Below are 25,882 nucleotides of genomic sequence, written 5' to 3' on the forward strand. Positions count from 1 at the left end.
ATTGCCTTACCTTTTCAAGGCCGGTACTGCCACGAGATCAAGTTTCAAAACCGTGCGTCTGGTTCTCTCTCTGGAGCATTGTTGGGCGTAGCGGCAGCCAATGCTTTTCTGGGCGTCGATCTTTCCGGGGAGATCGTCGCTGGTGTTGTCGGGACAGGGGGTGCGTTGGCCTTTTTGAAAACCGTAGGAGCGGCTTCAGCCGCGAAGCCCTCTCGCTGCTAAAGCAGCTCCTACGGGGCAAATCTGTCACTGGTTCATCAATACCAGCGTGCCTCGCCAGGCGGGCGTTTCTTGAAGCGTTTCATGCTCCACATGTACTGGCTCGGGTAGGCGCGTACGTACTTTTCCACCACCTGGCTCATCGCCGCCGCAGCGGTTTCGGTGTCGGTGCTGTACATCGCCTCAGGGGCGGCTTCGAGCACCACCTTGTAGCCTGAGCCATCCGGCAGGCGCATGGCGTGCAGGAATACGCCGACCGCTTTACCGCCGGCGAGCATGTTGGGCACGAACTTGCTGGTCAGGGCTACAGTGCCGCAAAACGGCACGAAGATACCCGCCGATTCAGCCGGCTCCGGGTCGGCGGGAATGCCCACCTGGCCGCCCTTGCGCACTTCCTTGATGACGCTGAGGATGCCTTCCTTGGTCGACGGCGCAACCCGGTTGCCCAGCTGTACACGTTGCTTGCGCAGTAGTTCATCCACCGCCTTGAGCTTGGGCGGCCGGTAGAAAATGATCGGTTTGCACTGGCTGCAATAGAAGTGATTGAGCACTTCCCAGTTGCCCAGATGGCTGGTGATACCCACAACGCCCTTGCCTGAAGCCAAGGCATCCTTGAGGACATCCAGACCTTCGACCTCGCGCACCAGGTCAATGGATTTTTGCGCCGGCCAGATCCACGCACAGGCGCTTTCGGTCAGGGTCTTGCCGATGTCCATCAGGCTGCGACCGACCAGCTGCTCGCGCTCGACGTCGTTCAGCTCTGGGAAACACTTGGTCAGGTTGATGCGCACCACGTCACGCGAGCGGTTGGGCAGCTTCCACATCAGCCAGCCAATCGTCGAGCCTACCGCTTGTACGGCACGCCACGGCAGCAGGGCAAACAGGCGCAACGCCCCGACCATCAGGGCGCCTTTGAATTTTTCCACGAGTCACTCTCCTGATTTCAGCCGGCCATTGTACCCGTCAGCGCCCGATAGCGATCACAATCGGTCGTATGATCCATGACCATGCCGCTGGCCTGCATGTAGGCGTAGCAGATGGTCGGGCCGACAAAGGTGAAGCCGGCTTTCTTCAGCGCCTTGCTCATCGCTTCGGCCTCGGCGGTAATCGCCGGCACCTCGCTGCGATCCTTGAAGTGATTGACCTTGGGCACGCCACCGACGAATGACCAGAGCAAGGCGACCGGATCGTCCAGTTGCAACCAGGCGCGGGCGTTGCGCCGGGCGGCGTTGAGCTTGAGGCGGTTGCGAATGATGCCCGGCTCCTGCATCAACTGCTCGATGTACTCATCGCTCATGTCGGCCAGTTGCTGCACATCGAAACCGAACATCACCTCGCGGTAACGGGCGCGTTTTTTCAGGACCGTGATCCATGACAATCCGGCCTGGAACCCTTCGAGCAACAGCAGTTCGAACAACTTCTGCGCATCGCGCAGTGGCACGCCCCATTCGTGATCGTGATAAGCGATATACAGCGGGTCTTTATTGCACCAAAAGCAGCGTGTCATAAACCTCCCACAGGCCGATCCACGAACGAATCGGGTATACTCCCGCCCTTTCGAATCGCAGCCCAGCACAGGTGAATTTTGTGAGCCAGCCTACGCCAGCCGTGCGTACCTTCCAAGACTTGATCCTCGCCCTCCAGCAATACTGGGCCGATCAAGGTTGTGTGGTGCTTCAGCCCTACGATATGGAAGTGGGCGCCGGTACTTTCCACACCGCCACGTTTCTGCGCGCCGTAGGCCCGGAGACCTGGAACGCCGCCTACGTTCAGCCGAGCCGCCGCCCTACCGACGGCCGTTATGGTGAAAACCCCAACCGCCTGCAGCACTACTACCAGTTCCAGGTGGTGCTCAAGCCCAACCCCGACAACTTCCAGGAGCTGTACCTGGGCTCGCTCAAGCACATCGGCCTCGATCCGCTGGTGCATGACGTACGGTTCGTCGAGGACAACTGGGAGTCGCCGACGCTGGGCGCCTGGGGGCTGGGCTGGGAAATCTGGCTCAACGGCATGGAAGTTTCGCAATTCACCTACTTCCAGCAGGTCGGCGGTATCGAGTGCTACCCGGTAACCGGCGAGATCACCTACGGTCTGGAGCGTCTGGCCATGTACCAGCAGGGCGTGGACTCGGTCTACGATCTGGTCTGGGCCGACGGTCCGTTCGGCAAGGTCACCTATGGCGATGTGTTCCACCAGAACGAAGTGGAGCAATCGACCTACAACTTCGAACACGCCAGCGTCGACAAGCTGTTCGAGCTGTTCGATTTCTATGAAGGTGAAGCCCAGCGCCTGATCGGTCTGGAGCTGCCGCTGCCGAGCTATGAAATGGTGCTCAAGGCGTCGCACACCTTCAACCTGCTCGACGCCCGCCGGGCAATCTCGGTGACGGCACGTCAGCAGTACATTCTGCGCGTGCGTACCCTGGCCCGCGCCGTGGCCCAGGCTTACCTGCAATCGCGGGCCAAGCTGGGCTTCCCGATGGCGGCACCTGATCTGCGCGACGAAGTATTGGCCAAGCTGGAGGCTGCACAATGAGTGCTCAAGATTTTCTGGTTGAACTGGGCACCGAAGAACTGCCACCCAAGACTCTGGGCAGCCTGGCCGATGCATTTCTGGCCGGCATCGAAAAGGGCCTGCAGGCCGCTGGCCTGACCTACAGTGCCAGCCAGGTCTACGCCGCACCACGCCGCCTGGCGGTACTGGTCACCGGTCTTGCCAGCCAGCAACCGGACCGCAGCGTGAATCTGGACGGCCCGCCGCGCCAGGCCGCGTTCGACGCCGAAGGTAACCCGACCCAGGCCGCACTTGGCTTTGCCAAGAAGTGCGGGGTGGATCTGGCCGAGATCGACCAGAGCGGCGCCAAGCTGCGCTTTGTGCAGAACATCGCGGGCAAGCCGACCACTTCGCTGCTGCCAACCATCGTCGAAGATTCGCTCAACGACCTGCCGATCGCCAAGCGCATGCGCTGGGCCGCGCGCAAGGAAGAGTTCGTGCGTCCGACCCAGTGGCTGGTGATGCTGTTTGGTGACCAGGTCGTCGATTGCACGATTCTGGCCCAGACCGCTGGCCGTCTGTCCCGTGGCCACCGCTTCCATCACCCGGAAGATGTGCGTATCAGCTCGCCGGCCGGCTACCTGACCGACCTGCGTGCCGCATACGTACTGGCTGACGCCAACGAGCGTCGGCAGATCATCAGCAAGCGTGTTGAAGAACTGGCTGCCCAGCAGCAAGGCACCGCCATCGTGCCGCCAGCCCTGCTCGACGAAGTGACCGGCCTGGTCGAATGGCCGGTGCCGCTGGTCTGCTCCTTCGAAGAGCGCTTCCTGGAAGTGCCTCAGGAAGCGCTGATCACCACCATGCAGGACAACCAGAAGTACTTCTGCCTGCTTGACGCCGAAGGCAAGCTGCTGCCGCGCTTCATCACCGTGGCCAACATCGAAAGCAAAGACCCGGCGCAAATCGTCCACGGTAACGAGAAGGTCGTGCGTCCACGCCTGACCGACGCCGAGTTCTTCTTCAAGCAGGACAAGAAGCAGAAGCTCGAAAGCTTCAACGAGCGTCTGAAAAACGTGGTGTTCCAGGCCCAACTGGGCAGCGTCTACGACAAGGCCGAGCGGGTTTCGAAACTGGCTGCCTACATCGCTCCGCGCATCGGCGGCGACGCCCAGCGTGCGGCACGTGCCGGTATCCTGTCCAAGTGCGACCTGTCCACCGAGATGGTCGGCGAGTTCCCGGAAATGCAGGGCATTGCCGGTTACTACTACGCCAAACACGACGGTGAGCCGGAAGATGTGGCCCTGGCACTGAACGAGCAGTACATGCCACGTGGCGCCGGCGCTGAACTGCCGTCGACCCTGACCGGTGCGGCAGTGGCCATCGCCGACAAGCTCGACACCCTGGTCGGCATCTTCGGCATCGGCATGCTGCCGACCGGCAGCAAAGACCCTTATGCGCTGCGTCGTGCGGCCTTGGGCATCCTGCGCATCCTGATCGAGAAACAACTCGACCTGGACCTGATCGACACCGTGAAATACGCCGTCGGCCAGTTCGGCGCCAAGGTCAAGGCCGCAGGCCTTGCCGATCAGGTGCTGGAGTTCATCTTCGACCGCCTGCGTGCACGTTATGAAGACGAAGGCATCGAAGTGGCGGTGTACCTCTCGGTACGTGCGCTGCAGCCAGGTTCGGCACTCGACTTCGACCAGCGTGTACAAGCCGTTCAGGCGTTCCGCAAACTGCCGCAGGCTGCCGCGCTGGCAGCGGTGAACAAGCGGGTATCGAACCTGCTCAGCAAGGCCGAGGGCAAGGTTGCCTCGACCATCGAGCCGAAGTACTTCGACAACGCCAACGAGTTCTCCCTGTACTCGGCCATTCAACAAGCCGATCACGCCGTGCAGCCAATGGCCGCCGAGCGTAAGTACAACGAAGCGCTGACCCGTCTGGCCAACCTGCGCGAGCCGGTCGATGCGTTCTTCGAAGCGGTGATGGTCAATGCCGAAGACGCCAACGTGCGGGCCAACCGCTACGCGCTGCTGGCGCGTCTGCGCGGCCTGTTCCTGGGCGTGGCTGATATCTCGCTGCTGGGCTGAGGAGTAAAGAGTGAAACTGCTGATTCTCGATCGTGACGGGGTGATCAATCAGGACTCCGACGCCTACATCAAGTCGGTGCAGGAGTGGATCCCCATTCCCGGCTCGATCGAGGCCATCGCAGAACTGAGCAAGGCCGGCTGGACGGTGGCGATTGCCACCAACCAGTCCGGTATTGCCCGAGGTTATTACGACTTGGCCACCCTGGACGCCATGCACGCGCAATTGCGCAAGCGGGTGGCCGAGCTGGGCGGCGAGGTTGGCTTGATCGTCTATTGTCCACATGGCCCGGATGCCGGCTGCGATTGTCGCAAGCCACTGCCGGGCATGCTGCACACCATCTCTCGGCACTATGGCACAGACCTCAAAGGCCTGTGGTTCGTGGGCGACAGCAAGGGTGACCTGCAGGCGGCGCTGGCCGTCGAAGCTCAACCGGTGCTGGTATTGACCGGCAAGGGGCAAAGAACGATAGACGGCCAGCTCCCGGCCGGCACGCTGGTTTTCGATGACCTGGCGGCGGTTGCCAGGCAACTTATCCACACCCGTGCTGGCTGAGACCTGCCTCCGGCATTCTTCATCACACGCGCAATGAACGGGCCGCTGCCCGCTAGGTAAACGTCAGCATGTCGATCATTCAGACCATCAGGATCTTTATCTTTTACCTGTGCCTCGGCGGCAGTGCCTTGCTGTGGTGTTCGCTGAGCTTTTTCGTTGCGCCGTTCCTGCCGTTCAAGCAGCGCTACCGCTTCATCAACGTGTATTGGTGCCGCTTCGCCCTGCTGCTGGTGCGCAGCATCCTGGGCATCAAGGTCAAGGTCACCGGCCAGGAGCATGTGCCTGAAACGCCCTGCGTGATCATCTCCAACCACCAGAGCACCTGGGAAACCTTTTTCCTGTCGGCGTACTTCTCGCCACTGAGCCAGGTACTCAAGCGCGAACTGCTGTACGTGCCGTTCTTCGGCTGGGCGATGGCCATGCTGCGCCCGATCGCCATTGACCGCGACAACCCCAAGGCGGCGCTCAAGCACATCGCCAAGAAGGGTGACGAACTGCTCAAGGACAAGGTCTGGGTACTGATCTTCCCGGAAGGCACTCGCGTGCCCTACGGCAAGGTTGGCAAGTTCACTCGTGGCGGAGCCTCGCTGGCAGTCAATGCCGGCCTGCCGGTCCTGCCGATTGCCCACAACGCCGGCAAGTTCTGGCCTCGTGATGGCTGGGGCAAAACGCCGGGCACCATCGAGCTGGTGATCGGTGCCCCGATGCAGGCTGAAGGTACGGGCCCACGCGCCATTGCCGAACTCAATGAGCGGGTTCAGGCCTGGAACGAGGCCACCCAGCGTGCTCTGGGCTCCCCCGCCACACCGCTGACAGGCGAAGAAAAAGTGCCTGCCTGAAATTGTGGATAACCTGTGTGCGAATTTTCTGAAACTCGCGAATATTTTCAATAACTCATTGATTTACATGCTTATTTCTATAAGTCATCAGTGAGCTGAAAACGTGCATAAGTTTTTTGCTGATTGAACCGGCGCCTCTCGAGGCGCCGGTTTTTTTATGCGTGTTATCCCGGTCATTTGCAAGCGCCAGACCCTCAAACTGCTTGGTGCGTTGCTGCTGGCCGGTGGTGGCGGCTACCTGGTCCACCAACAGTTACCTTGGCGTGACGCCATGGCCGACCTGCGTACCGGCAGCCGCGAACGTCTGAGCCAGACCCTGGCCGAGGGCAGCCAGTTGAGCCTGAATAGCGGCACAGCGGTGAATATCCGCTTCAATCACCACGAGCGACGGATCCGCCTGCTCAGTGGCGAGATCCTTCTGCAAAGCGGCAAGGATCTGCAGAACCGGCCATTGATAGTGGAAACCGCCGTCGGCGAGATCCAGGCGCTGGGCACGCGCTTCTCTGTGTATGAAGTGGCTGGCGGCAGCCGTGTCGAACTGTTCGAAGGCGAACTGGAGCTGCGTCCCCGACACGCCCCGGCCGCTCGTCTCCAGGCAGGACAACAGCGCTGGTTCAACGCCGAACAAATGGGGCAGCTCGATCGCGCGGACCCCAATGCCATTGCCTGGACTCAGGGCCGCCTTGTTGCCGAACGTGTGCCCCTCGGCCAGTTTCTTCACGAGCTGGCGCGCCACCGTCCCGGCGTGCTGCGTTGCGACCCGGCGGTAGCCGCACTGCCACTGACCGGCGTATTCCCGCTGGACGATACCGACCGGGTGCTGCTGGCGCTGCAGCAATCGCTGCCGGTCAAGGTCCAGCGCCTGACAGCCTATTGGGTAACCGTAGGACCACGGGACTGACCGAACACCCCGTGCGCTGCGCAGCTTATAAAATTATCGATCCCGGCTTGTCGGTTTTCCCGCCTCGCTCGGGATACCTCTTGAAACCAATAACCAAGCATTCTCAAGGGGGAAATAATCAGAATGCCGTACCTGCCCGCCACACCGCGCTCCAGACTCAGCCTTTCGATCCGTCACGCCCTGGTTGCCAGCCTGTTGGCCGGTGTACCGGCGCTACCTGCGTGGGCCGCCAGCACAGCGCCGGCGCAACAGCAGCAGAGCCGTACCTATGCTATGCAATTGCGGCCGGCAGCCTGGATCAGGTGCTTAATCGCTTTGCCAGCGAGTCGGGGATATTGCTTTCCGTTGACGGGACGTTAACGGCAGGCAAGCGCAGTCCGGGGCTCAATGGCAGCTATGGGGTAAGGGAAGGGCTGGCAAAGCTGTTGGCAGATACCGGATTGCAAGCGATCAATAGCGGCGGCAATTACACGTTGCAAAAGGTGATAGAGGCGGGCGATGCGGTTGTCTTGGGCGCGACCGATATCAACGCACGAGGGCTGGGGGCGACCACCGAGAACACGGGGTCCTACACCACCGGCTCAATGCAAACCGCTACGAAACTGGCGTTAACAATGCGTGAGACACCTCAATCGGTGAGTGTCGTGACGCGCCAGCAGATGGATGACGCCAGCCTGACCACTGTGCAGGAGGCTATCAGCAAGACTCCAGGGCTGACGATGCAGAAGATCGGCCCGGAGCGCTACACCTTTTACGCGCGTGGCTTTCAGATCAACAGCCTATTGTATGACGGACTGCCGACCTTACTGGGGACTGCGGCAGACGCTATCACACCTGCCAACCTGGCGATGTACGACCGGGTGGAAGTTACCAGGGGAGCCACGGGACTGGTGCAGGGTTCGGCCCCGTTGGTGTACTTGTGAATGTCGAACGCCGACAGAAAACGACCGTGCTCACGAATCGAGCGACAGCTCAACTCGTTTACGTAGTTCCACACAAAATTCACAGCACGAGAAGCTTCACTCAGCTGCGCTGCGTGCTTGTCTCGCACTCGAATCTTGAGGGTTTTGGTCGCTTTCATTTCAGTAATGAAATACAGAATAGGGGCGGTTTTGTGGATTTAAACCCCTATGACCGCTTCGCGGTGGCGCTTTCGTCCCCCACCTGAAGGAAGGGGCTTTTCGCGCCAGCTCGGTAAAGATTCGGGAGTGTTCGAGCGAGGTGATCTATTCGACACCGACGTGCCACGCCACCAGTTCAAGCTCAGCACCATGTATAAGCTCCCCAATCAGTGGGAGCGCTGGCGCGTGGGCGGCAGCCTGTATGCTCAAAGCTCGATTTTTAACAAGGGCACTACGGCAGGGGTGGGCTACGAAATCGAGCAGGCTGCCTACTACGTTGTCGATCTCAATGCCGGCTACAAAGCTTCCGAGCATCTGGATCTGCGTTTTGGTTTGAACAATGTCTTCGACAAGAAGTACTACCAGACGATCTCCCAGAACACCTCCAGCTGGCCAACTGCATTCTACGGCGACCTGCGCAATATCCAGGTGACCGCCAGTTACAGATTCCAAACCGGCTTCAGCCTCCACCCTGTTCAGATATAGGACCCTGACAGCCGCCTGCTGCCGGGGTTCTTCATCTGCCTGCTGCACCCAGTGTTTCACGTGGAACATTCCGTGCTCTGGACAGAGCAGGACAACATCTCGGGCTTTGCTAGGCTAGACTCCCGCCATCATCCTGCCCACCACCTGGCCGTCCCCCTTGGTCCAGTGAGGAAGTCGCACCATGAATGATCTCTTCAACATGCTGACCGATGACCGGTTCATGCCCCACGGTCACTGCTATTTCTGGCGGCCCGATTTACTGTGGGCCAATGTACTGTCCGACAGCCTGATTACCCTGAGTTACATCAGTATTCCGTTTGCCTTGCTGTACTTCATCCGTAAGCGCAAGGACATTCCCTTCGACTGGATATTCGTCTGTTTCGGTGTGTTCATCCTGGCCTGCGGCGCGACCCATGTGATGGAGATCATTACCATCTGGTATCCGTATTACTGGATCTCAGCTTTCATCAAGGTCATCACTGCGACGGCATCGCTGTTGACGGCGATTATGCTGATCAAGCTGATACCGCTGGCGTTGAAGATTCCCAGCCCGTCACAACTGGCCAAGGTCAATGAAGAGCTGCGCGCAACCCAGGCCGAACTGATTGCCACTGCACGCCAGGCGGGCATGGCGGAGATCGCCACCAACGTCCTGCACAACGTCGGCAATGTGCTTAACAGCGTGAATGTCTCAGCGCAGGTGCTGCGAGAAAAGATTCGTGGCTCGAAGGGCCAGGGCGTCTCGAAGGTGGTGCAACTGCTCAATGAGCATACTCATGACCTGGGCGACTTCATGAGCCACGACCCGAAAGGGCAGATGCTGCCGGGCTATCTGAACAAGCTGGCCGAAGCCATGGAAGCCGAACAACAGAGCCTGCTCGATGAACTTGCGCTGCTGACCAAAAGCATCGACCACATCAAGGATATCGTCGCCACCCAGCAGTCTTACGCGGGCAGTTCCAGCTTCATGGAACCGGTGCAGTTGCGCGACCTGATCGAGGACGTGGTGCGCATCTGTGATGTGTCACTGGCCCGCCACACCATCACCTTGGTCAAGGACTTCCGCGACGTTCCAGAGATCAATCTCGACAAGCACAAGGTCCTGCAGATTCTCGTCAACCTCATCAATAATGCCAAGCAAGCCCTCGAACCGGTCAAGGATCACCCCAGCCAAATCGTGTTGCGGATGGAGGCCGATGAGGCCGAGATCAGGATCGAGGTAGCGGATAACGGTGAAGGCATTCGCGAAGAGAACCTTGCCCGAGTCTTCGAACATGGCTTTACCACTCGGGCGTCGGGCCACGGGTTTGGCCTGCACAGTTGCGTCCTCGCCGCCAGGGACATGGGCGGCAGCCTGACCGCTCGCAGCGAGGGGCAGGGCAAAGGGGCATCCTTCACCCTGGCACTGCCCATCACTCAAGGTTGATATGGCCCTCGGCCAATAGCTCACCGGCATGCTCGCTGTTCACGGCCTCACTGAAGTAATAGCCGTGAGCGGCGACGGTCGAGCCGGTGGAGATCAACGCGTTTCTCTGTTCCAGCGTCTCCACGCCTTCAGCGATCACTCCGATGCCGACTTCGTTGGCAAAGTTGATGATGGTCCGCAGAGTGATCGCGCTGTGAAAATCATCCCGTGCATGGGTCACAAAGATCGGTGCAAGTTTGAGCCGGTTGACCCGGAAGGTCTTCAGATAATCGAAAGACGAGTAATCAGTACCAAAGTCATCAATAGCGATCTTGATACCCAACTCGCGCAGTTTCGGGAGCACGTCGTTATGGGTCCACTTGGTGTGCGCCAGAGTGGCCTCGGTGACATCCAGCTCAAGATCCGATGGCTGTAGCTGCCAACGATTGATGGTCTGGATCACTTCACTGACGAACTCGCTACCACGCTTGAGCTGGGTCAGCGACAGGTTGATGGATATTACCGGTGGCGCGATCTGCCGCTGCTGCCATTCGCGCATCTGCTTGCAGGCCTGGTTAAGTACCCATTGCCCGACCGCCACGATGGTGCCGGCCTTTTCCGCTGCCGATACAAACTCGCCGGCATCGAGTAAACCACGAACCGGGTGGTGCCAGCGCAGCAAGGCTTCCATCCCCAGGATGGCGCCGGTCTGCAGGTCGATTTCCGGCAGGTAGTACAGCTCAAGTTCTTCGCGGATCAGCGCCTGCTTGAGCTCGGCAATCAAGGTAATCCGACTGCTGACCTCCTCGTTGATGTCTTCCGAGTGAAAGTGGTACTGATTACGGCCGGTTTCCTTGGAGCGGTACAACGCCATATCAGCCTGGCTCAGCAGGCTCTCGGCGCTGGCACAGCCCGGCGCATAGGTACTGATGCCGATACTGGACGACACATACAGGTCATGGCCATCCAGATGATAAGGCTGCATCAGGCGACTGTTGAGCTTCATGGCCAATGCCGCCGCGTTGTCTGGATCACCCATCTCCAGTTGCAGGATGGCAAACTCATCGCCGCCCAGGCGCGCCACCAGATCGCTCTCCCGGGTGCATTCGCTCAGACGCCGAGCGGTTTCCCGTAACAGCAGATCACCCACCGCGTGCCCGAGGGTGTCGTTGATGCGTTTGAAGTGATCGAGATCCAGATAGAACACCGCGAACGACATCGCACCGCGCTCAGCAGCAGCAAACGCATAGCGCAGACGCTCCATCAGAGTCGCCCGGTTGGCGATGCCGGTCAGGCCATCGATACGCGCCAGTTGCGAGATCTTTTCTTCGGCCTGCTTGCGCTCGGTGATATCAATAATGATGCCTTCGATCTCCAGCAGCCTGCCGCTGTTGTCACGCACCGGCACATAGCGATTCTCGACCCAGCGATAGTCATCGGAGCCGGTCCGCAGCCGGAACTCAATGGACGCCCCTTGGGCACCTTTATCAAGAACCCAGCCCATGGCCTCATTGACCTTGTCCTGGTCCTCGGGATGAATCAGGGTCTGTGTCCAGTCGGCTGAGGCCAGCAATGCAGCGCGCTGGTGACCGAACTTGGTGATGTTGTGCGAGATGTACATCAGCGGAAATGACGGCTGGCCACGTAGCCGGTAGAGGATGGTCGGGCTGTTCTGCACGATGATATTGGCATCGGACAAGTCCCGCGTTCGCTCCTGCACCGCTTGCTCCAGCAGGTTCATCTTGCGCTGCGCCTCTTCGGTCATCTGCCACTTGACCGTCATGGCCCTGGCCATCTGCACGATTTCGATAGGATCGAAAGGCTTCTTGAGGATCAGCAGCCGGTCGCCCATGTCGACCCGACCGGTCATCTCTTCCAGAGAGTAGTCCGAGTAGGCTGTGCACAGCACCACCTGTAAACGTGAGTCGACCTGCCATAGATGCTCAAGGGTCTGCAGACCATCCCAACCGGGCGGCATGCGCATATCGATGAAGGCCAGGGCATAAGGACGCCCCGCAGCCAGCGCCTGCTCCACCAGAGCGAGGGCCTCCTGGCCCTGATAAGCGCTGTCGAGTTCAAACTCCGATGCACGCTCGGAAGTATTGGGGCTGCCAAACAGAAGCGCTTCGGCTTGGGCCAGATCATCTGCGGCCTCGTTGCGAGGGCAGAGGATCTTGCGAAAATCACCGTGAATCGAAGGTGTATCGTCGATGATCAGGATACGCCGGTTAAGACTGGAAGCCGGGGTCATCGCACACGCTCCAACATCCGAATAGCAGAGGAACAGTCAGTCATGCATCTTTCATCCTTGAACACATGCGGCGCCGGGCAAGCCGGGGAGGCGTGGTGCATGACCTGCCGAGCTGACACAAGACCAGCTAAAGACAGAGGGTAGCACGGCCTAGCCTGTGTGCCCGTCGGTGTCCCGAGAGGCGCGAGAGCATGATGCCTGCGCTCCAGCAGTAAAAAGCCCCCGACAGCGTTGCTGTCGGGGGCTTTTCAAGTGCCCATCACAAGCATGGGCCAACAGCGCCAAGCCTCAGAAGTCGAGGTTGGCGACCGCCAGTGCGTTGCTTTCGATGAAGTCCCGGCGTGGCTCCACCGCGTCGCCCATCAGGGTGTTGAAGATCTGGTCCGCCGCGATGGCGTCTTCGATCGTCACTTTGAGCATGCGACGGACAGTCGGGTCCATGGTGGTTTCCCACAGCTGGTCCGGGTTCATCTCGCCCAATCCTTTATAGCGCTGGATGGTGTGGCGCTTGGTGCTCTCGGTCATCAGCCAGTTCAGGGCATCCTTGAACTCGGTCACTGCTTTCTTGCGCTCACCCCGTTGCACGTAGGCGCCTTCATCCAGCAGCGAGCTGATCTGCGCGCCCAGGGTCGTGATGCTCTTGTAGTCATTGCTGCCGAAGAAGTCACGGTTGAAGGTGACATAGCTCGACAGACCATGCGAGATCAGCTCGACTTCCGGGAGCCAGATATTGCGCTCACGGTCTTCGCGCAAGCTGGCCTTGTAGACCAGACCCGACTTCTCGACAGAGCGCAGACGTTCTTCGAACTTGCCCAGCCAGGCTTGCATCGCGGCGTGATCCGAGAGCTGCTCCAGCGACACTGCCTGCAGGTAGATGAAGTGCTCGGTCAACTCCTGAGGGTACAGGCGCGACAAGCGCTTGAGGGTCTTCATCACCCCACGGAACTCATTGACCAGGCGCTCCAGCGCCTCGCCGGAAATACCCGGTGCTGATTCGCTGAGGTGCAGGCTGGCATCTTCCAGAGCCGACTGGGTCATGTATTCTTCCATGGCGTCGTCGTCTTTGATGTACTGCTCTTGCTTGCCTTTCTTGACCTTGTACAGCGGCGGCTGAGCGATGTAGATATAGCCGCGCTCGATCAGCTCTGGCAACTGACGGAAGAAGAACGTCAACAGCAGGGTACGGATGTGCGAACCGTCGACGTCAGCATCGGTCATGATGATGATGTTGTGATAACGCAGCTTGTCGATGTTGTACTCTTCGCGGCCGATACCGCAGCCCAGCGCGGTGATCAGCGTGCCGACTTCCTGCGACGAGATCATCTTGTCGAAACGTGCTTTCTCGACGTTGAGGATCTTGCCCTTGAGCGGCAGGATTGCCTGGGTCCTGCGGTTACGACCTTGTTTGGCCGAGCCACCCGCAGAGTCACCCTCCACCAGGTACAGTTCGGAGAGGGCAGGGTCTTTCTCTTGGCAGTCGGCCAGTTTGCCCGGCAGGCCGGCGATGTCCAGCGCGCCCTTGCGGCGAGTCATCTCACGGGCCTTGCGCGCCGCTTCACGGGCACGGGCAGCATCGAGCATCTTGCCCACGACAGCCTTGGCTTCGTTGGGGTTTTCCAGCAGGAAGTCAGAGAAGTACTTGCCCATCTCCTGTTCCACCGCGGTCTTGACCTCGGACGAAACCAGCTTGTCTTTGGTCTGCGAACTGAACTTCGGATCCGGCACCTTGACCGAGATGATCGCGGTCAGGCCTTCACGGGCATCGTCACCGGTGGTCGCGACCTTGTGTTTCTTGGCCAGACCTTCCTGCTCGATGTAGTTGTTCAGGTTGCGCGTCAGGGCCGAACGGAAACCCACCAGGTGAGTACCGCCGTCGCGTTGCGGGATGTTATTGGTGAAGCACAACAGGTTCTCGTTGAAGCTGTCGTTCCACTGCAACGCAACCTCAACGCCCACGCCATCATCGCGCTGGACGTTGAAATGGAAGACCTGGTTCACGGTGCTCTTGTTGGTGTTCAGGTATTCAACGAAAGCACGCAGGCCGCCTTCATATTTGAACAGTTCTTCCTTGCCGGAGCGCTCGTCCTTGAGGACGATACCCACGCCGGAGTTCAGAAACGACAGCTCGCGAATACGTTTGGCGAGAATGTCCCAACTGAAGTGGATGTTCTTGAAGGTCTCAGCCGAAGGCTTGAAGTGGATCTGGGTGCCGGTGGTTTCACTTTCACCGACGATTTTCATCGGCTCTTGTGGAACACCGTGGACGTAGGTCTGCTCCCAGATTTTGCCGCTGCGGCGGACGGTCAGCTGCAGTACTTCGGACAGGGCGTTAACCACCGACACACCCACACCGTGCAGGCCGCCGGAAACCTTATAGGAGTTGTCGTCGAACTTACCGCCGGCGTGAAGCACGGTCATGATGACCTCTGCTGCCGAGACGCCTTCTTCTTTGTGGACGTCTACCGGAATACCGCGACCGTTGTCGCGTACGGTAATAGACTCGTCCGGATGGATGATCACACTGATGTCGTCGCAATGGCCAGCCAGCGCTTCGTCGATCGAGTTATCAACCACCTCGAATACCATGTGGTGCAGACCGCTGCCATCGTCCGTATCGCCGATGTACATCCCGGGACGCTTGCGTACGGCATCCAGTCCTTTCAGTACCTTGATACTGGAGGAGTCGTACGTTTGGTTTTCGCTCATGCAATCACTCCCGATGGTCGTGGGTCTGGGTGATACGACCTTGTTCCACGTGGAACAAAGCAACTGGCGTTTCCGTTTGCCAGCCTTCGCTCAATAATTCGTGATCTACACAGGTGATGAACACCTGGCAGCGTAAGTCTTCCAGCAAGCGGCAAAGTGCACGGCGATGCTGGTCATCCAATTCAGATGGCAAATCATCTACCAGATAGATGCACTGGCCTCGGCGCGCCTGGCTAACCAGGTGTCCTTGGGCAATCCGTAAAGCGCAGACCACCAGCTTTTGCTGTCCGCGGGAGAGAATGTCTGCCGCGTTGTGAGCGCCCAGCCTCAGGCGCAGATCTGCTCGTTGCGGGCCGGCCTGGGTATGGCCCATCTGCTGGTCGCGGTGCAAAGAGGCGGCGAGCACCGTGCTCAGCTCTTTCTCTTTGTCCCACCCGCGGTAATAGCTGAGGGTCAGACCTTCCAACTCGACAAGATCGCTCAATGTCTTTTCAAAGACCGGTTTGAGTGCCTTGATATAAGCACGCCGGAATTCATCGATCTCGTTACTGGCCAGGCACAGTTCCCTGTCCCATGCTGCTTGCGAAGCGGTGTCAAGTGTACCACGCCGCAGCCACGAGTTTCGCTGCCGCAGGGCTTTCTGCAGGCGCTGCCAAGTGGCCATAAAGCGAGGTTCCACGTGGAACACTCCCCAATCGAGAAACTGCCGACGTATCTTCGGTGCGCCCTCAAGCAGGCGAAAGCTGTCCGGATTGATCAACTGCAAGGGCAGAGTTTCGGCCAGTTGCGCTGTGCTGCGCGCATTCTGACCATCAATACGAATCTGAAATTCCCCTTGCCGATCACGAGAGATACCCAGGTTGCTATGGCCACCTTCAGCCAGTTCGACCTGACCAAAAACCGTGCAATTGGGTTGCTCGTATTGAATGACCGGAAGCAGCCGGGTGCTGCGAAACGAGCGAGCCAGACCCAGCAGGTGAATGGCTTCCAGCACGCTGGTCTTGCCGCTGCCATTGGCGCCGTGAAGGATGTTGATACGTGCGGAGGGGGAGAAGGTCACCGGGTGCAGATTGCGCACCCCGGTGACCGAGACGCGGCTGAGAGACATCGACTGAGTCTGGGGTCAGTTACAGACGCATCGGCATGACGACATAGGCAGAGTCATCGTTATCCGATTCCTGCACCAGCGCGCTGCTGTTGGAGTCGGAAAGGATCAGACGAACCTGTTCAGTGGTCATGACACCCAGCACATCGAGCAGGTAGCTGACGTTGAAGCCAATCTCCAGCGCACTGCCGTTGTACTCCACGCTGATCTCTTCTTCGGCTTCTTCCTGCTCAGGGTTGTTGGCCTGAATCTTCAACTGACCGGCTGCCAGCTGCAGGCGGATGCCACGATACTTCTCGTTGGAAAGAATCGCCGTACGGCTGAACGCTTCGCGCAATGCCTGACGGTCACCCAGTACCAGCTTGTCACCACCCTTGGGCAGCACGCGCTCGTAATCCGGGAACTTGCCATCGACCAGTTTGGACGTGAAGGTGAACTCGCCGGTGGTCGCACGGATGTGGTGCTGGCCAAGAACGATGCTGACCAGGCCATCCTGCTCGGTGAGCAGGCGCGCCATCTCCAGGATGCCTTTGCGTGGCACGATGACCTGGTGACGCTCGGTCTCACCGATCTCTGCTGCCATCGAGCACATGGCCAGGCGGTGACCGTCGGTGGCCACGGCACGCAGGATGCCGGTGCTGACTTCCAGCAACATGCCATTGAGGTAGTAACGAACATCCTGCTGAGCCATGGCAAAGCTGGTGCGTTCGATCAAACGGCGTACCTTGCTCTGCACCAACTGGAAAGTCAGCGAGCCAGGGCCTTCTTCCACCGCCGGGAAATCATTGGCTGGCAGCGTAGAAAGCGTAAAACGGCTACGGCCAGCCTTGACCAGCAGTTTGGCGTCATCAAGCTTGATGTCGATGAGCGCGTCGTTAGGCAGACTCTTGCAGATATCCATCAGCTTGCGCGCCGGTACGGTGATCTCCCCCGGCTCGGCAGGCTCTTCCAGCTGGACGCGGCCAACCAGCTCTACTTCCAGGTCAGTACCGGTCAGCGACAGTTGCTGGCCTTCGACAACCAGAAGCACGTTGGAAAGCACCGGCAAGGTCTGACGGCGTTCGACTACGCCGGCGACCAATTGCAGAGGTTTCAACAAGGCTTCGCGTTGAATGGTGAAATGCATGGTCTAGTCCCTTGCCTCGATAAACAGCACTGGCGTCATCATGTGGTCAATGTACGCAGCAGGTTCTTGTAGTCCTCGCGGATATCCGCGTCGGATTCCTTGAGTTCGTTGATCTTGCGGCAGGCGTGCAACACCGTGGTGTGGTCACGTCCGCCAAATACGTCGCCAATCTCGGGCAGGCTGTGGTTGGTCAGCTCTTTGGAGAGCGCCATGGCCACCTGCCGTGGTCGGGCCACCGAGCGCGAACGACGCTTGGACAACAGATCAGAGATCTTGATCTTGTAGTACTCGGCGACAGTGCGCTGGATGTTATCCACACTGACCAGTTTGTCTTGCAGCGCCAGCAGGTCCTTCAGCGACTCACGGATCAGCTCGATGGTGATGTCGCGGCCCATGAAGTGCGAGTGCGCAATAACGCGCTTGAGCGCGCCTTCGAGTTCCCGAACGTTGGAACGAATGCGCTGGGCAATGAAGAACGCAGCATCATGTGGCAGGTCGACCTTGGCCTGATCGGCCTTCTTCATCAGGATCGCCACCCGGGTTTCCAGTTCCGGCGGCTCGACCGCGACGGTCAGACCCCAGCCGAAACGGGACTTGAGCCGCTCTTCCAGCCCTTCGATTTCCTTGGGGTAACGGTCGCTGGTGAGAATCACCTGCTGGCCACCCTCAAGCAATGCGTTGAAGGTGTGGAAAAACTCTTCCTGGGAACGCTCCTTGCGGGCGAAGAACTGAATATCGTCGATCAGCAATGCGTCGACCGAGCGATAGAAACGCTTGAACTCGTTGATTGCATTGAGCTGCAGCGCCTTGACCATGTCGGCCACGAAACGCTCCGAATGCAGGTACACAACCTTGGCATTGGGATTCTTTTTCAGCAGGTGGTTGCCCACCGCATGCATCAAGTGAGTCTTACCCAGGCCGACCCCACCATAAAGGAACAGCGGGTTATAGCCGTGCTTGGGATTATCGGCGACTTGCCAGGCCGCGGCGCGCGCCAGCTGGTTCGACTTGCCTTCAACGAAGTTCTCGAAGGTGAAGGTGCGGTTCAGGTAGCTGGTGTGCTTGAGCGCGCCTTCGACCTGCACGGTGCGCTGTTCAGTGCGTACCGGAGCCTGTGGCGGGTTGGCGCCGGCCAGCGGATCGAAACTGTCACGCGACGGTTCATCAAGACCATCGAGTGGCGGGGCCTGCACAGGTGCGGGCGCTGCCACAGGTGCCGGGGCTTGTACCGACGCAGATTCTGAATGGCTCGCCGTGTCGACGCTCGCCTGGGCGTTGTGCGAAGCAGCGGCAGCAGCAGCCGCTGCCAAAGGCGCGTTGGGTGCCGCACGGGGCGCCGAACTGCGCTTGCTGCCTATTAATAAGGAAAGCGCAGGCGCCATACCTTGACCACGCTCGCCGAGAAGCTCGAGCAGACGCCCCAGGTACTTTTCGTTGACCCAGTCGAGTACGAAGCGATTCGGTGCATAGACACGCAGCTCGTCGCCTTCGGCTTCGACCTGTAGTGGACGGATCCAGGTATTGAATTGCTGGGCAGGCAGCTCATCGCGCAAAAGCTCCACGCACTGCTGCCAAAGTTCCACTGACACGGATATCCCCTGAGTTGAAAGCCGCTGAGGCAAAAACAGCCGCCATTGTAACGATCAGCCGCTGACTTATCCACATGTAGGTGGCTGCCGCTTCGTAAGAAATGATCATCGGAGCCATACATCAGCCGACGACCGGTGCCGGCTAAGCTTTGTGGATAACTGCCATTCAGCTCTTTGCATAACTCAGGGTTGAGCCCTGTGCATAACCTGGCTGTGCATAAAAAGCGCTTTCACACACAGCTTATGCGCACGCGCAGCACAGTCACAGCACCGTTTCTCGACAGACTTATGAATCGATGTACATCATGATTTACGTGGCCTGTAATGAGTTATCCACAAACAAGGCGTTGACTAAACTTAACAAGCTTTGCAAAAAAGCTTTATATAGGTCCTCTTTTATTTCTATAGCTGAGTGGTGCACCAAAGCGATCAGAATGATCCTGGTCATGGCTAATAAAGGAAAATGACCAGATAGAAGGAAAAGCTGGTTGGAAATTGACCTGCACGCCGGCTTTCACTAGAATCGCCGGTCTCTAAAAACGGGGCCATTCCGGCCTTCAGTGCACAAACCAGGTAACACGCCATGAAACGTACTTTCCAACCCAGCACTATCAAGCGCGCCCGCACCCACGGTTTCCGCGCCCGTATGGCCACCAAGAACGGCCGTGCAGTCCTGTCGCGTCGTCGCGCCAAAGGCCGTAAGCGTCTGGCTATCTGATTTCCGCGGCACAGGTGGTGAGTCAGGACTTCAGTCGGGAAAAGCGTCTGCTTACACCCCGGCATTTCAAGGCAGTCTTTGACTCCCCAACCGCCAAGGTTCCGGGGAAAAATCTCCTGATCCTTGCACGCGACAACGATCTGGATCATCCCCGTCTAGGGCTTGTGATCGGAAAGAAGAGCGTCAAGCTCTCAGTACAGCGCAACCGTTTGAAGCGCCTGATTCGCGACTCATTTCGCCTGCACCAACACAATCTGGTGGGTTGGGATATCGTGATCGTCGCGCGTAAAGGCATGGGTGACCTGGATAACCCTGAATTGATCCAGCATTTCGGCAAACTCTGGAAACGTCTGGCCCGTAGCCGGCCTGTTGCACCAGTCCAAACCGAACCTGCAAGGGTAGACAGTCCAGATGCGTAAGCTGGCACTCGTACCGATCCAGTTTTACCGCTATGCCATCAGTCCTTTGATGGCCAGTCACTGTCGTTTCTTCCCCAGTTGCTCCTGCTACGCCTACGAAGCCATTGATAATCATGGTCTTGTGCGCGGTGGATGGCTGACCCTGAAACGTCTTGGTCGCTGTCATCCGTGGAACCCCGGTGGTTATGACCCGGTTCCACCAGTTTCCAACCCCCGTTCTTCTTCGATGGCCGAGTAATCATGGATATTAAACGCACGATCCTGATCGGCGCCCTGGCAATCGTGACCTACGTCGGCGTTCTGAAATGGAACGAAGACTACGGCCAGGCTGCCCTGCCGAACCAGACTGTTGCTGCCAGCACCAATAGTGCAGCCGATGTACCTGCGGCCAGCAATGCGCCCGCGAACACCGACGTTCCTACCGCTCCAGGCAGTGCTCCGGCACCTGTCGAAACACCGGCGGTGGTCAGCAAGGATCTGATTCAGATCAAGACCGATGTGCTCGAAGTGGCCATCGACCCGGTCGGGGGTGATGTCGTCCAGTTGCGGCTGCCGCTGTACCCACGCCGTCAGGACCGCCCGGATGTTCCTTTCCAGCTGTTCGACAATGGCAATGAGCGGGTTTTCCTCGCGCAAAGCGGTCTGACCGGCACCAATGGTCCGGATGCACGCTCCATTGGTCGTCCTGTTTACACTTCGACACAGAAAAGTTATCAACTAGCTGATGGCCAGAAAGAACTGGTCGTCGAGCTGAAGTTCTCCGACAACGGCGTCAACTACACCAAGCGCTTCACCTTCGAGCGCGGCATGTACGACCTCAACGTCAACTACGTTGTGGATAACCAGAGCGCCCAGGCGTGGACCGGTAACCTCTACGGCCAGCTCAAGCGTGACGCCAGCTCCGATCCATCGTCGACCACTGCCACCGGCACTGCCACTTATCTGGGGGCGGCCCTGTGGACCCCATCGGAACCTTACAAAAAGGTCTCGATGAAGGACATCGACAAAGGCCAGGTGCGTGAAAACGTACAGGGCGGCTGGGTTGCCTGGCTGCAGCATTACTTCGTGACGGCCTGGATTCCAGACCATAACGCCAACAATGCCATGCAGACCCGCAAGGACAGCCAGGGTAACTACATCATTGGTTTCACCAGCCCGGCGCTCAACGTAGCACCTGGCACCCAGGGTGAAACCGGCGCGACGCTGTATGCCGGTCCGAAAAGCCAGGCGGTGCTCAAAGAGTTGTCCCCAGGCCTGGAGTTGACTGTCGACTACGGCTTCCTGTGGTTCATTGCCCAGCCGATCTTCTGGTTGCTGCAACATATCCACAGCCTGCTGGGTAACTGGGGCTGGTCGATCATCGTCCTGACCATGATCATCAAGGGCTTCTTCTTCCCGCTGTCGGCCGCCAGCTACAAATCCATGGCCCGCATGCGCGCCGTGGCACCGAAGCTGACCGCGCTGAAAGAGCAATACGGTGACGATCGCCAGAAGATGTCCCAGGCGATGATGGAGCTGTACAAGAAAGAGAAGATCAACCCGCTGGGTGGATGCTTGCCGATTCTTGTCCAGATGCCGGTATTCCTGGCCCTGTACTGGGTTCTGCTGGAAAGCGTCGAGATGCGCCAGGCGCCATGGATCCTCTGGATCACTGACCTGTCGATCAAAGACCCGTTCTTCATCCTGCCGATCATCATGGGCGCGACCATGTTTATCCAGCAGCGTCTGAACCCGACGCCTCCGGATCCGATGCAGGCCAAGGTGATGAAAATGATGCCAATCATCTTCACCTTCTTCTTCCTGTGGTTCCCGGCTGGTCTGGTTCTGTACTGGGTTGTGAACAACACCCTGTCGATCATGCAGCAGGCTTACATCACGCGTAAGATCGAGGCCGCTACCAAGAAGGCCGCCGCTTGATCTAACCTGTGATCGTGTTTGACAAGACGCCCCCTCGTGGGGCGTTTTGCTATCTGTCAGTTTTTCAGGAGTCCGCATGAACGCCCCCCGTGAAACCATCGCTGCTATCGCCACCGCGCAAGGACGGGGAGGCGTCGGCATTGTGCGGATTTCCGGCCCGTTGGCGGCCAAGGCCGCGCAAGCCATCACCGGCCGCGAACTCAGACCGCGCTACGCCCACTACGGGCCTTTTGCCGATGAACAAGGTCAGGTGCTCGACGAGGGCATCGCCCTGTACTTCCCGGGGCCCAACTCGTTCACCGGCGAAGATGTCCTGGAACTTCAAGGGCATGGCGGCCCGGTGGTGCTGGATATGCTGCTGCAACGCTGCGTGCAACTGGGCTGCCGTCTGGCCCGCCCCGGTGAATTCAGCGAGCGGGCTTTTCTCAATGACAAACTCGACCTGGCCCAGGCCGAGGCGATCGCTGACCTGATCGAAGCCAGCTCGACCCAGGCGGCACGCAACGCATTGCGCTCACTGCAAGGCGCCTTTTCCCAACGTGTGGATAACCTGACTGAGTTGCTGATTGGCCTGCGTATGTACGTCGAGGCCGCGATCGACTTCCCGGAAGAGGAAATCGACTTCCTGGCTGACGGCGTGGTGCTGGGCAAGCTTGATGCAGTACGTGCAATGTTATCCACAGTCCTGCATGAGGCCGGGCAGGGCGCCTTGCTGCGTGACGGCATGACCGTGGTCATCGCCGGTCGCCCCAACGCCGGCAAGTCCAGCCTGCTCAACGCATTGGCCGGTCGAGAAGCGGCCATCGTCACCGACATCGCCGGCACCACCCGCGATGTGCTGCGTGAACATATCCACATCGACGGCATGCCGCTGCATGTGGTCGACACCGCCGGGTTGCGCGATACCGACGATCAGGTCGAACTGATCGGGGTACAGCGCGCCCTCAAGGCCATTGGTGAAGCGGATCGCATCCTGCTGGTCGTCGATGCCACGGCGCCGGAAGCCACCGATCCGTTTTCTCTGTGGCCGGAGTTTCTAGAGCAGCGCCCAGATCCGGCCAAGGTCACCCTGATTCGCAACAAGGCCGATCTCAGTGGCGACCTGATCGGCCTGCAAACCAGTGACGACGGGCATGTCACTATCAGCCTCAGCGCCAAATCGGCCGGCGAAGGCCTGGATCTGCTGCGCGAGCACCTCAAGGCCTGTATGGGTTATCAACAGACCTCAGAAAGCAGCTTCAGCGCCCGCCGCCGCCACATTGATGCATTGAATCGCGCCAGTCGCCTGCTCGAACACGGCCACGCACAGCTGACCCTGGCCGGTGCCGGCGAACTGCTCGCAGAGGACCTGCGCCAGGCTCAGCAGGCACTCGGCGAGATCACCGGCGCGTTCAGTCCGGATGAATTGCTGGGCAGGATCTTTTCCAGTTTCTGTATTGGTAAGTGAATAGAGAGCCTTACGAGAAGAAATGCAGCGCATGTTCCAGCGTGCCGGGTTGGTGTATGCCGATGTAGTGCCTGTAACGAACACATCCGCTGTAGATATTGATGAAAAGGCCTTTCAGGCCTATTTCAATCGGCGTTATGGCCAGCAACAAGAGTGGATTGGCCTGCCGCTGACGCAGTTGCTGCAGAATATCGGACTCGGCGATGGCCAAGAGTTGAATCTGGCCGGGCTGATGCTGTTCGGGCGTTATCCACAACGTTGGCGCCCTGCGTTCGGCATTAAGGCCGTAGCCTTTCCAGGCACCCAACTGGCCGACACACGGTATCTGGACAGCGAAGATATTGGCGGCACGCTCGCCGAACAGTTCCGGGACTGCTTTGCATTCATCCGCCGCAACCTGCACCACGTACAGCGCGGCCGTGGCTTCAATACCCTGGGTGAACTGGAGATTCCTGAAGCTGCTCTGGAAGAACTGTTGGTCAACGCCTTGATCCATCGTGATTACTTCACCAGTGCCTCGATCCGGCTGATGATCTTCTCTGATCGCATCGAGATCGCCAGCCCTGGGCATTTACCCGACAGCCTCGATGTCACAGCCATCCTTCAGGGGCGGACCAATCGTCGTAATCCAACCCTGACAGAACATGCAGCGCATCTGCTGCCTTATCGCGGCATGGGCAGCGGCATTGCACGAGCATTGCAACAATGGCCGCGGATCGACTTGCTCGACGACCCGCGCGGCAATCAGTTCAGTGCCGTTATCTGGCGTCCTGAAGCCGAGTGGCAAGGGGCTACCCCCCAAGTCACCCCCCAAGTCACGGACGAAGTTCAACGTCTGCTCGGTGTGCTTCAAGGTGAACTGACCCGCGCTGAAATTCAGACAGCTCTGGGCCTGAAAGACAGAAAGCATATGCACAACGCCTATCTGCGTCCGGCACTGGAGGCGGGTCTGGTGGCCATGACCTTACCAAACAAGCCGCTCAGCAGACTGCAACGCTACTACCTGACCGAGTTGGGCAAGAGCGCGCTACAGCGTTAAGAAGTTATCCACAAGTCATGTCAAACACCGGCTTATGGGAATGGATTTTATCCTCGCTGTGGCTATTCGCGGCTGAAGCCGCTCCTACGGTGGGGGCTGCAGCCGCGAGCTTTTTCGTACCCTACAAACACGGCTCATTGCTGACCCATCAGCCGCTCAAGCTCATTGAGCAATGCCGGAAACTCACTGTAGCCATCGTCCTTGAGAAAATGCCCACCTTGCGGCAGAAGAACAAACTGCGCGTCAAGCTGCCGGGCCAGTCGCTGGCTGAAGGGCGCGGGCACCACGACATCGTTCGCGGCTGCGATCACCATCCGCGTGTGGGTAACTCTGATGATCTTCGCGTAGTCCAGATCTGGACGCAGGAACGGGTCCAGCTCGGGGATATTCGACAAATGTTCATTGAAGCCAGAGACCAGCACGATGCCGCCAATTGTGGATAAGTCCTGACGGTCAGCCAGATAGCGCAGCACCGCGATACTTCCCAGGCTATGGGTCACGAACCAGGTATTGCGGTCGGCGTGGATAACTTGCTGTTGCAGGGTCTGCTGCCATTGGTCGGGCCGGGGAGCAGCGGAGTTCGGCATATCGAGCACCGACACCTTCACGCCCTGACTTTGCAAACGCTGCTTGAGCCAGGCAAACCAATGGCTGTCAGGCGATGCGCCATAGCCGTGGACGATGTAGACCTGCTTGTCTTGCGTCGGGGTCTCGGCAAAAACCGGCATGGCCAGCAACAAAGCCAACAAGGCAGTAATGATCCGCATGATTGGCACCTCGTGTGGATAACTTGAATGCTATTGACCACCGAGATTGAAAAATCGCCAATTGCAGAAAAATATCGCTACATTCCTGATCGTTAAGGACCATAGATCCTGAATCGAGGATGCTGAATGAACAGCCTGAACGGCTTTGGCGTGTTTGTGCAGGTGGCCGAAACCCGCAGTTTCGTCGCTGCGGGCCGTGTGCTGGGTTTTCCGCTTCTGCGGTGGGCAAGAGTGTGGCCCGGCTTGTGGAAAAACTCGGCGTGCGGCTGTTTCATCGCAGTACCCGCGGTATTGCCCTGACAGCAGAAGGGGCGATGCTGCTGGAGCTAAGCCAGACGACTGCATAGCCTCAAGGTCGCCTGCGAATCAGCCTGCCGATGCTGGGACCGAGGTTCTTATCCACATTGAGCGATTTGGTGGCCTGTTATCCACAGATCGAACTGGATCTGGATTTCAGCGACCGGATCGTCGATGTCATTGAAGAAGGCTGTGATGCGGTGATCCGTACCGGTCGCCTGCGGGATTTTGCCGTGCAACAACCATTGGCCGACGGCCGGCTGTGCAGGGTGCCGCCCGATTACCTGCAGCAGACCCGCACTTTTCATATCCTGTGGCCGGCCAGCCGGCATTTGTCCCCTAAGGTGGGTGCCCTGGTGGACTTTCTTTGCGCCCGGCTGGCGGCCTGACA

22 protein-coding genes and 1 pseudogene are annotated in these 25,882 nt (G+C 58.8%); 15 read left to right on the forward strand and 8 right to left on the reverse strand.

Features of this window, described 5'->3' with window-relative positions; translation table 11 throughout:
* Positions 1-257: 257 nt before the first annotated feature.
* Positions 258-1,145 carry a lysophospholipid acyltransferase gene (locus NJC40_RS05855; protein WP_045485282.1) on the reverse strand — a complete coding sequence of 296 codons (888 nt, stop codon included), beginning with the start codon at positions 1,143-1,145 and terminating at the stop codon, positions 258-260.
* Between the two features lie 17 nt (positions 1,146-1,162).
* The gene (locus tag NJC40_RS05860; RefSeq protein WP_253140972.1) at positions 1,163-1,726 is read right to left on the reverse strand and encodes a DNA-3-methyladenine glycosylase I; all 564 of its coding nucleotides are present in this window, start codon (positions 1,724-1,726) and stop codon (positions 1,163-1,165) included.
* Between the two features lie 80 nt (positions 1,727-1,806).
* Here NJC40_RS05860 and glyQ point away from each other — a divergent pair, with 80 nt between their 5' ends.
* The 8 genes from glyQ to NJC40_RS05900 all read left to right on the forward strand — a co-directional run bounded on the left by glyQ (position 1,807) and on the right by NJC40_RS05900 (position 10,131).
* A complete protein-coding gene (glyQ, locus tag NJC40_RS05865) occupies positions 1,807-2,754 on the forward strand; it encodes a glycine--tRNA ligase subunit alpha (protein WP_045485286.1) in 948 nt (315 codons plus the stop codon).
* Complete coding sequence (glyS, locus tag NJC40_RS05870; RefSeq protein ID WP_253140971.1) at positions 2,751-4,805, forward strand: glycine--tRNA ligase subunit beta; 2,055 nt, start codon at positions 2,751-2,753, stop codon at positions 4,803-4,805. The genes glyQ and glyS overlap by 4 nt, the downstream gene beginning before the upstream one ends.
* Positions 4,806-4,815: 10 nt before the next feature.
* Complete coding sequence (gene gmhB, locus NJC40_RS05875) at positions 4,816-5,358, forward strand: D-glycero-beta-D-manno-heptose 1,7-bisphosphate 7-phosphatase (protein ID WP_253140970.1); 543 nt, start codon at positions 4,816-4,818, stop codon at positions 5,356-5,358.
* Positions 5,359-5,426: 68 nt separating this feature from the next.
* Positions 5,427-6,197 carry a lysophospholipid acyltransferase family protein gene (locus NJC40_RS05880; RefSeq protein ID WP_253113771.1) on the forward strand — a complete coding sequence of 257 codons (771 nt, stop codon included), beginning with the start codon at positions 5,427-5,429 and terminating at the stop codon, positions 6,195-6,197.
* A gap of 157 nt (positions 6,198-6,354) precedes the next feature.
* A complete protein-coding gene (locus NJC40_RS05885; protein WP_253140969.1) occupies positions 6,355-7,098 on the forward strand; it encodes a FecR domain-containing protein in 744 nt (247 codons plus the stop codon).
* An 80-nt stretch (positions 7,099-7,178) separates the two neighbouring features.
* Entirely contained in the window at positions 7,179-8,021 is an 843-nt protein-coding gene (locus NJC40_RS05890; RefSeq protein WP_253140968.1) for a TonB-dependent receptor, read from the forward strand.
* 207 nt (positions 8,022-8,228) lie between these two features.
* The gene (locus NJC40_RS05895; RefSeq protein WP_253140967.1) at positions 8,229-8,705 is read left to right on the forward strand and encodes a TonB-dependent receptor domain-containing protein; all 477 of its coding nucleotides are present in this window, start codon (positions 8,229-8,231) and stop codon (positions 8,703-8,705) included.
* Positions 8,706-8,886: 181 nt separating this feature from the next.
* Positions 8,887-10,131 (forward strand): sensor histidine kinase, encoded by a 1,245-nt coding sequence (locus NJC40_RS05900; protein ID WP_253140966.1) that lies wholly within the window; start codon positions 8,887-8,889, stop codon positions 10,129-10,131.
* On the opposite strand, the gene NJC40_RS05905 is transcribed toward NJC40_RS05900, so the two are convergent.
* The 5 genes from NJC40_RS05905 to dnaA all read right to left on the reverse strand — a co-directional run bounded on the left by NJC40_RS05905 (position 10,118) and on the right by dnaA (position 18,887).
* Positions 10,118-12,361: a putative bifunctional diguanylate cyclase/phosphodiesterase gene (locus tag NJC40_RS05905; protein ID WP_253140965.1), complete on the reverse strand. Its 2,244-nt coding sequence runs from the start codon at positions 12,359-12,361 to the stop codon at positions 10,118-10,120. The genes NJC40_RS05900 and NJC40_RS05905 overlap by 14 nt on opposite strands.
* A gap of 288 nt (positions 12,362-12,649) precedes the next feature.
* Positions 12,650-15,067, reverse strand: coding sequence for a DNA topoisomerase (ATP-hydrolyzing) subunit B (gyrB, locus tag NJC40_RS05910; protein WP_253140964.1), 2,418 nt, complete (start codon positions 15,065-15,067; stop codon positions 12,650-12,652).
* A 4-nt stretch (positions 15,068-15,071) separates the two neighbouring features.
* The gene (gene recF / locus NJC40_RS05915) at positions 15,072-16,175 is read right to left on the reverse strand and encodes a DNA replication/repair protein RecF (protein ID WP_045485309.1); all 1,104 of its coding nucleotides are present in this window, start codon (positions 16,173-16,175) and stop codon (positions 15,072-15,074) included.
* Positions 16,176-16,194: 19 nt separating this feature from the next.
* A complete protein-coding gene (gene dnaN / locus NJC40_RS05920) occupies positions 16,195-17,298 on the reverse strand; it encodes a DNA polymerase III subunit beta (RefSeq protein ID WP_045485312.1) in 1,104 nt (367 codons plus the stop codon).
* A gap of 38 nt (positions 17,299-17,336) precedes the next feature.
* The gene (dnaA, locus tag NJC40_RS05925) at positions 17,337-18,887 is read right to left on the reverse strand and encodes a chromosomal replication initiator protein DnaA (protein ID WP_253140963.1); all 1,551 of its coding nucleotides are present in this window, start codon (positions 18,885-18,887) and stop codon (positions 17,337-17,339) included.
* Between the two features lie 583 nt (positions 18,888-19,470).
* Between dnaA and rpmH the strand changes: the two genes are divergently transcribed.
* The 6 genes from rpmH (at position 19,471) to NJC40_RS05955 (ending at position 24,427) form a co-directional block, all read left to right on the forward strand.
* On the forward strand, positions 19,471-19,605 hold the full coding sequence (gene rpmH, locus NJC40_RS05930; RefSeq protein ID WP_003253163.1) for a 50S ribosomal protein L34: 135 nt from the start codon (positions 19,471-19,473) through the stop codon (positions 19,603-19,605).
* A gap of 14 nt (positions 19,606-19,619) precedes the next feature.
* Positions 19,620-20,024, forward strand: coding sequence for a ribonuclease P protein component (gene rnpA / locus NJC40_RS05935; protein WP_373568444.1), 405 nt, complete (start codon positions 19,620-19,622; stop codon positions 20,022-20,024).
* Positions 20,017-20,262 (forward strand): membrane protein insertion efficiency factor YidD, encoded by a 246-nt coding sequence (yidD, locus tag NJC40_RS05940; protein ID WP_084709900.1) that lies wholly within the window; start codon positions 20,017-20,019, stop codon positions 20,260-20,262. Before rnpA ends, yidD begins: the two co-directional genes overlap by 8 nt.
* Before the next feature lie 2 nt (positions 20,263-20,264).
* Complete coding sequence (gene yidC, locus NJC40_RS05945) at positions 20,265-21,941, forward strand: membrane protein insertase YidC (RefSeq protein WP_045485322.1); 1,677 nt, start codon at positions 20,265-20,267, stop codon at positions 21,939-21,941.
* Between the two features lie 76 nt (positions 21,942-22,017).
* A complete protein-coding gene (gene mnmE, locus NJC40_RS05950; protein ID WP_253140962.1) occupies positions 22,018-23,388 on the forward strand; it encodes a tRNA uridine-5-carboxymethylaminomethyl(34) synthesis GTPase MnmE in 1,371 nt (456 codons plus the stop codon).
* Positions 23,389-23,410: 22 nt separating this feature from the next.
* On the forward strand, positions 23,411-24,427 hold the full coding sequence (locus NJC40_RS05955; protein WP_253140961.1) for a Fic family protein: 1,017 nt from the start codon (positions 23,411-23,413) through the stop codon (positions 24,425-24,427).
* Positions 24,428-24,561: 134 nt separating this feature from the next.
* Here the strand turns inward: NJC40_RS05955 and NJC40_RS05960 are convergent, their stop codons facing one another.
* Positions 24,562-25,194, reverse strand: a complete 633-nt coding sequence (locus tag NJC40_RS05960; RefSeq protein WP_253140960.1) for an RBBP9/YdeN family alpha/beta hydrolase — start codon at positions 25,192-25,194, stop codon at positions 24,562-24,564.
* A gap of 126 nt (positions 25,195-25,320) precedes the next feature.
* Here NJC40_RS05960 and NJC40_RS05965 point away from each other — a divergent pair.
* Positions 25,321-25,880: pseudogene (locus NJC40_RS05965) on the forward strand (LysR family transcriptional regulator).
* Positions 25,881-25,882 lie beyond the last annotated feature (2 nt).

Source organism: Pseudomonas sp. 21LCFQ02 (assembly GCF_024129895.2).
Classification (GTDB): Bacteria; Pseudomonadota; Gammaproteobacteria; order Pseudomonadales; family Pseudomonadaceae; genus Aquipseudomonas.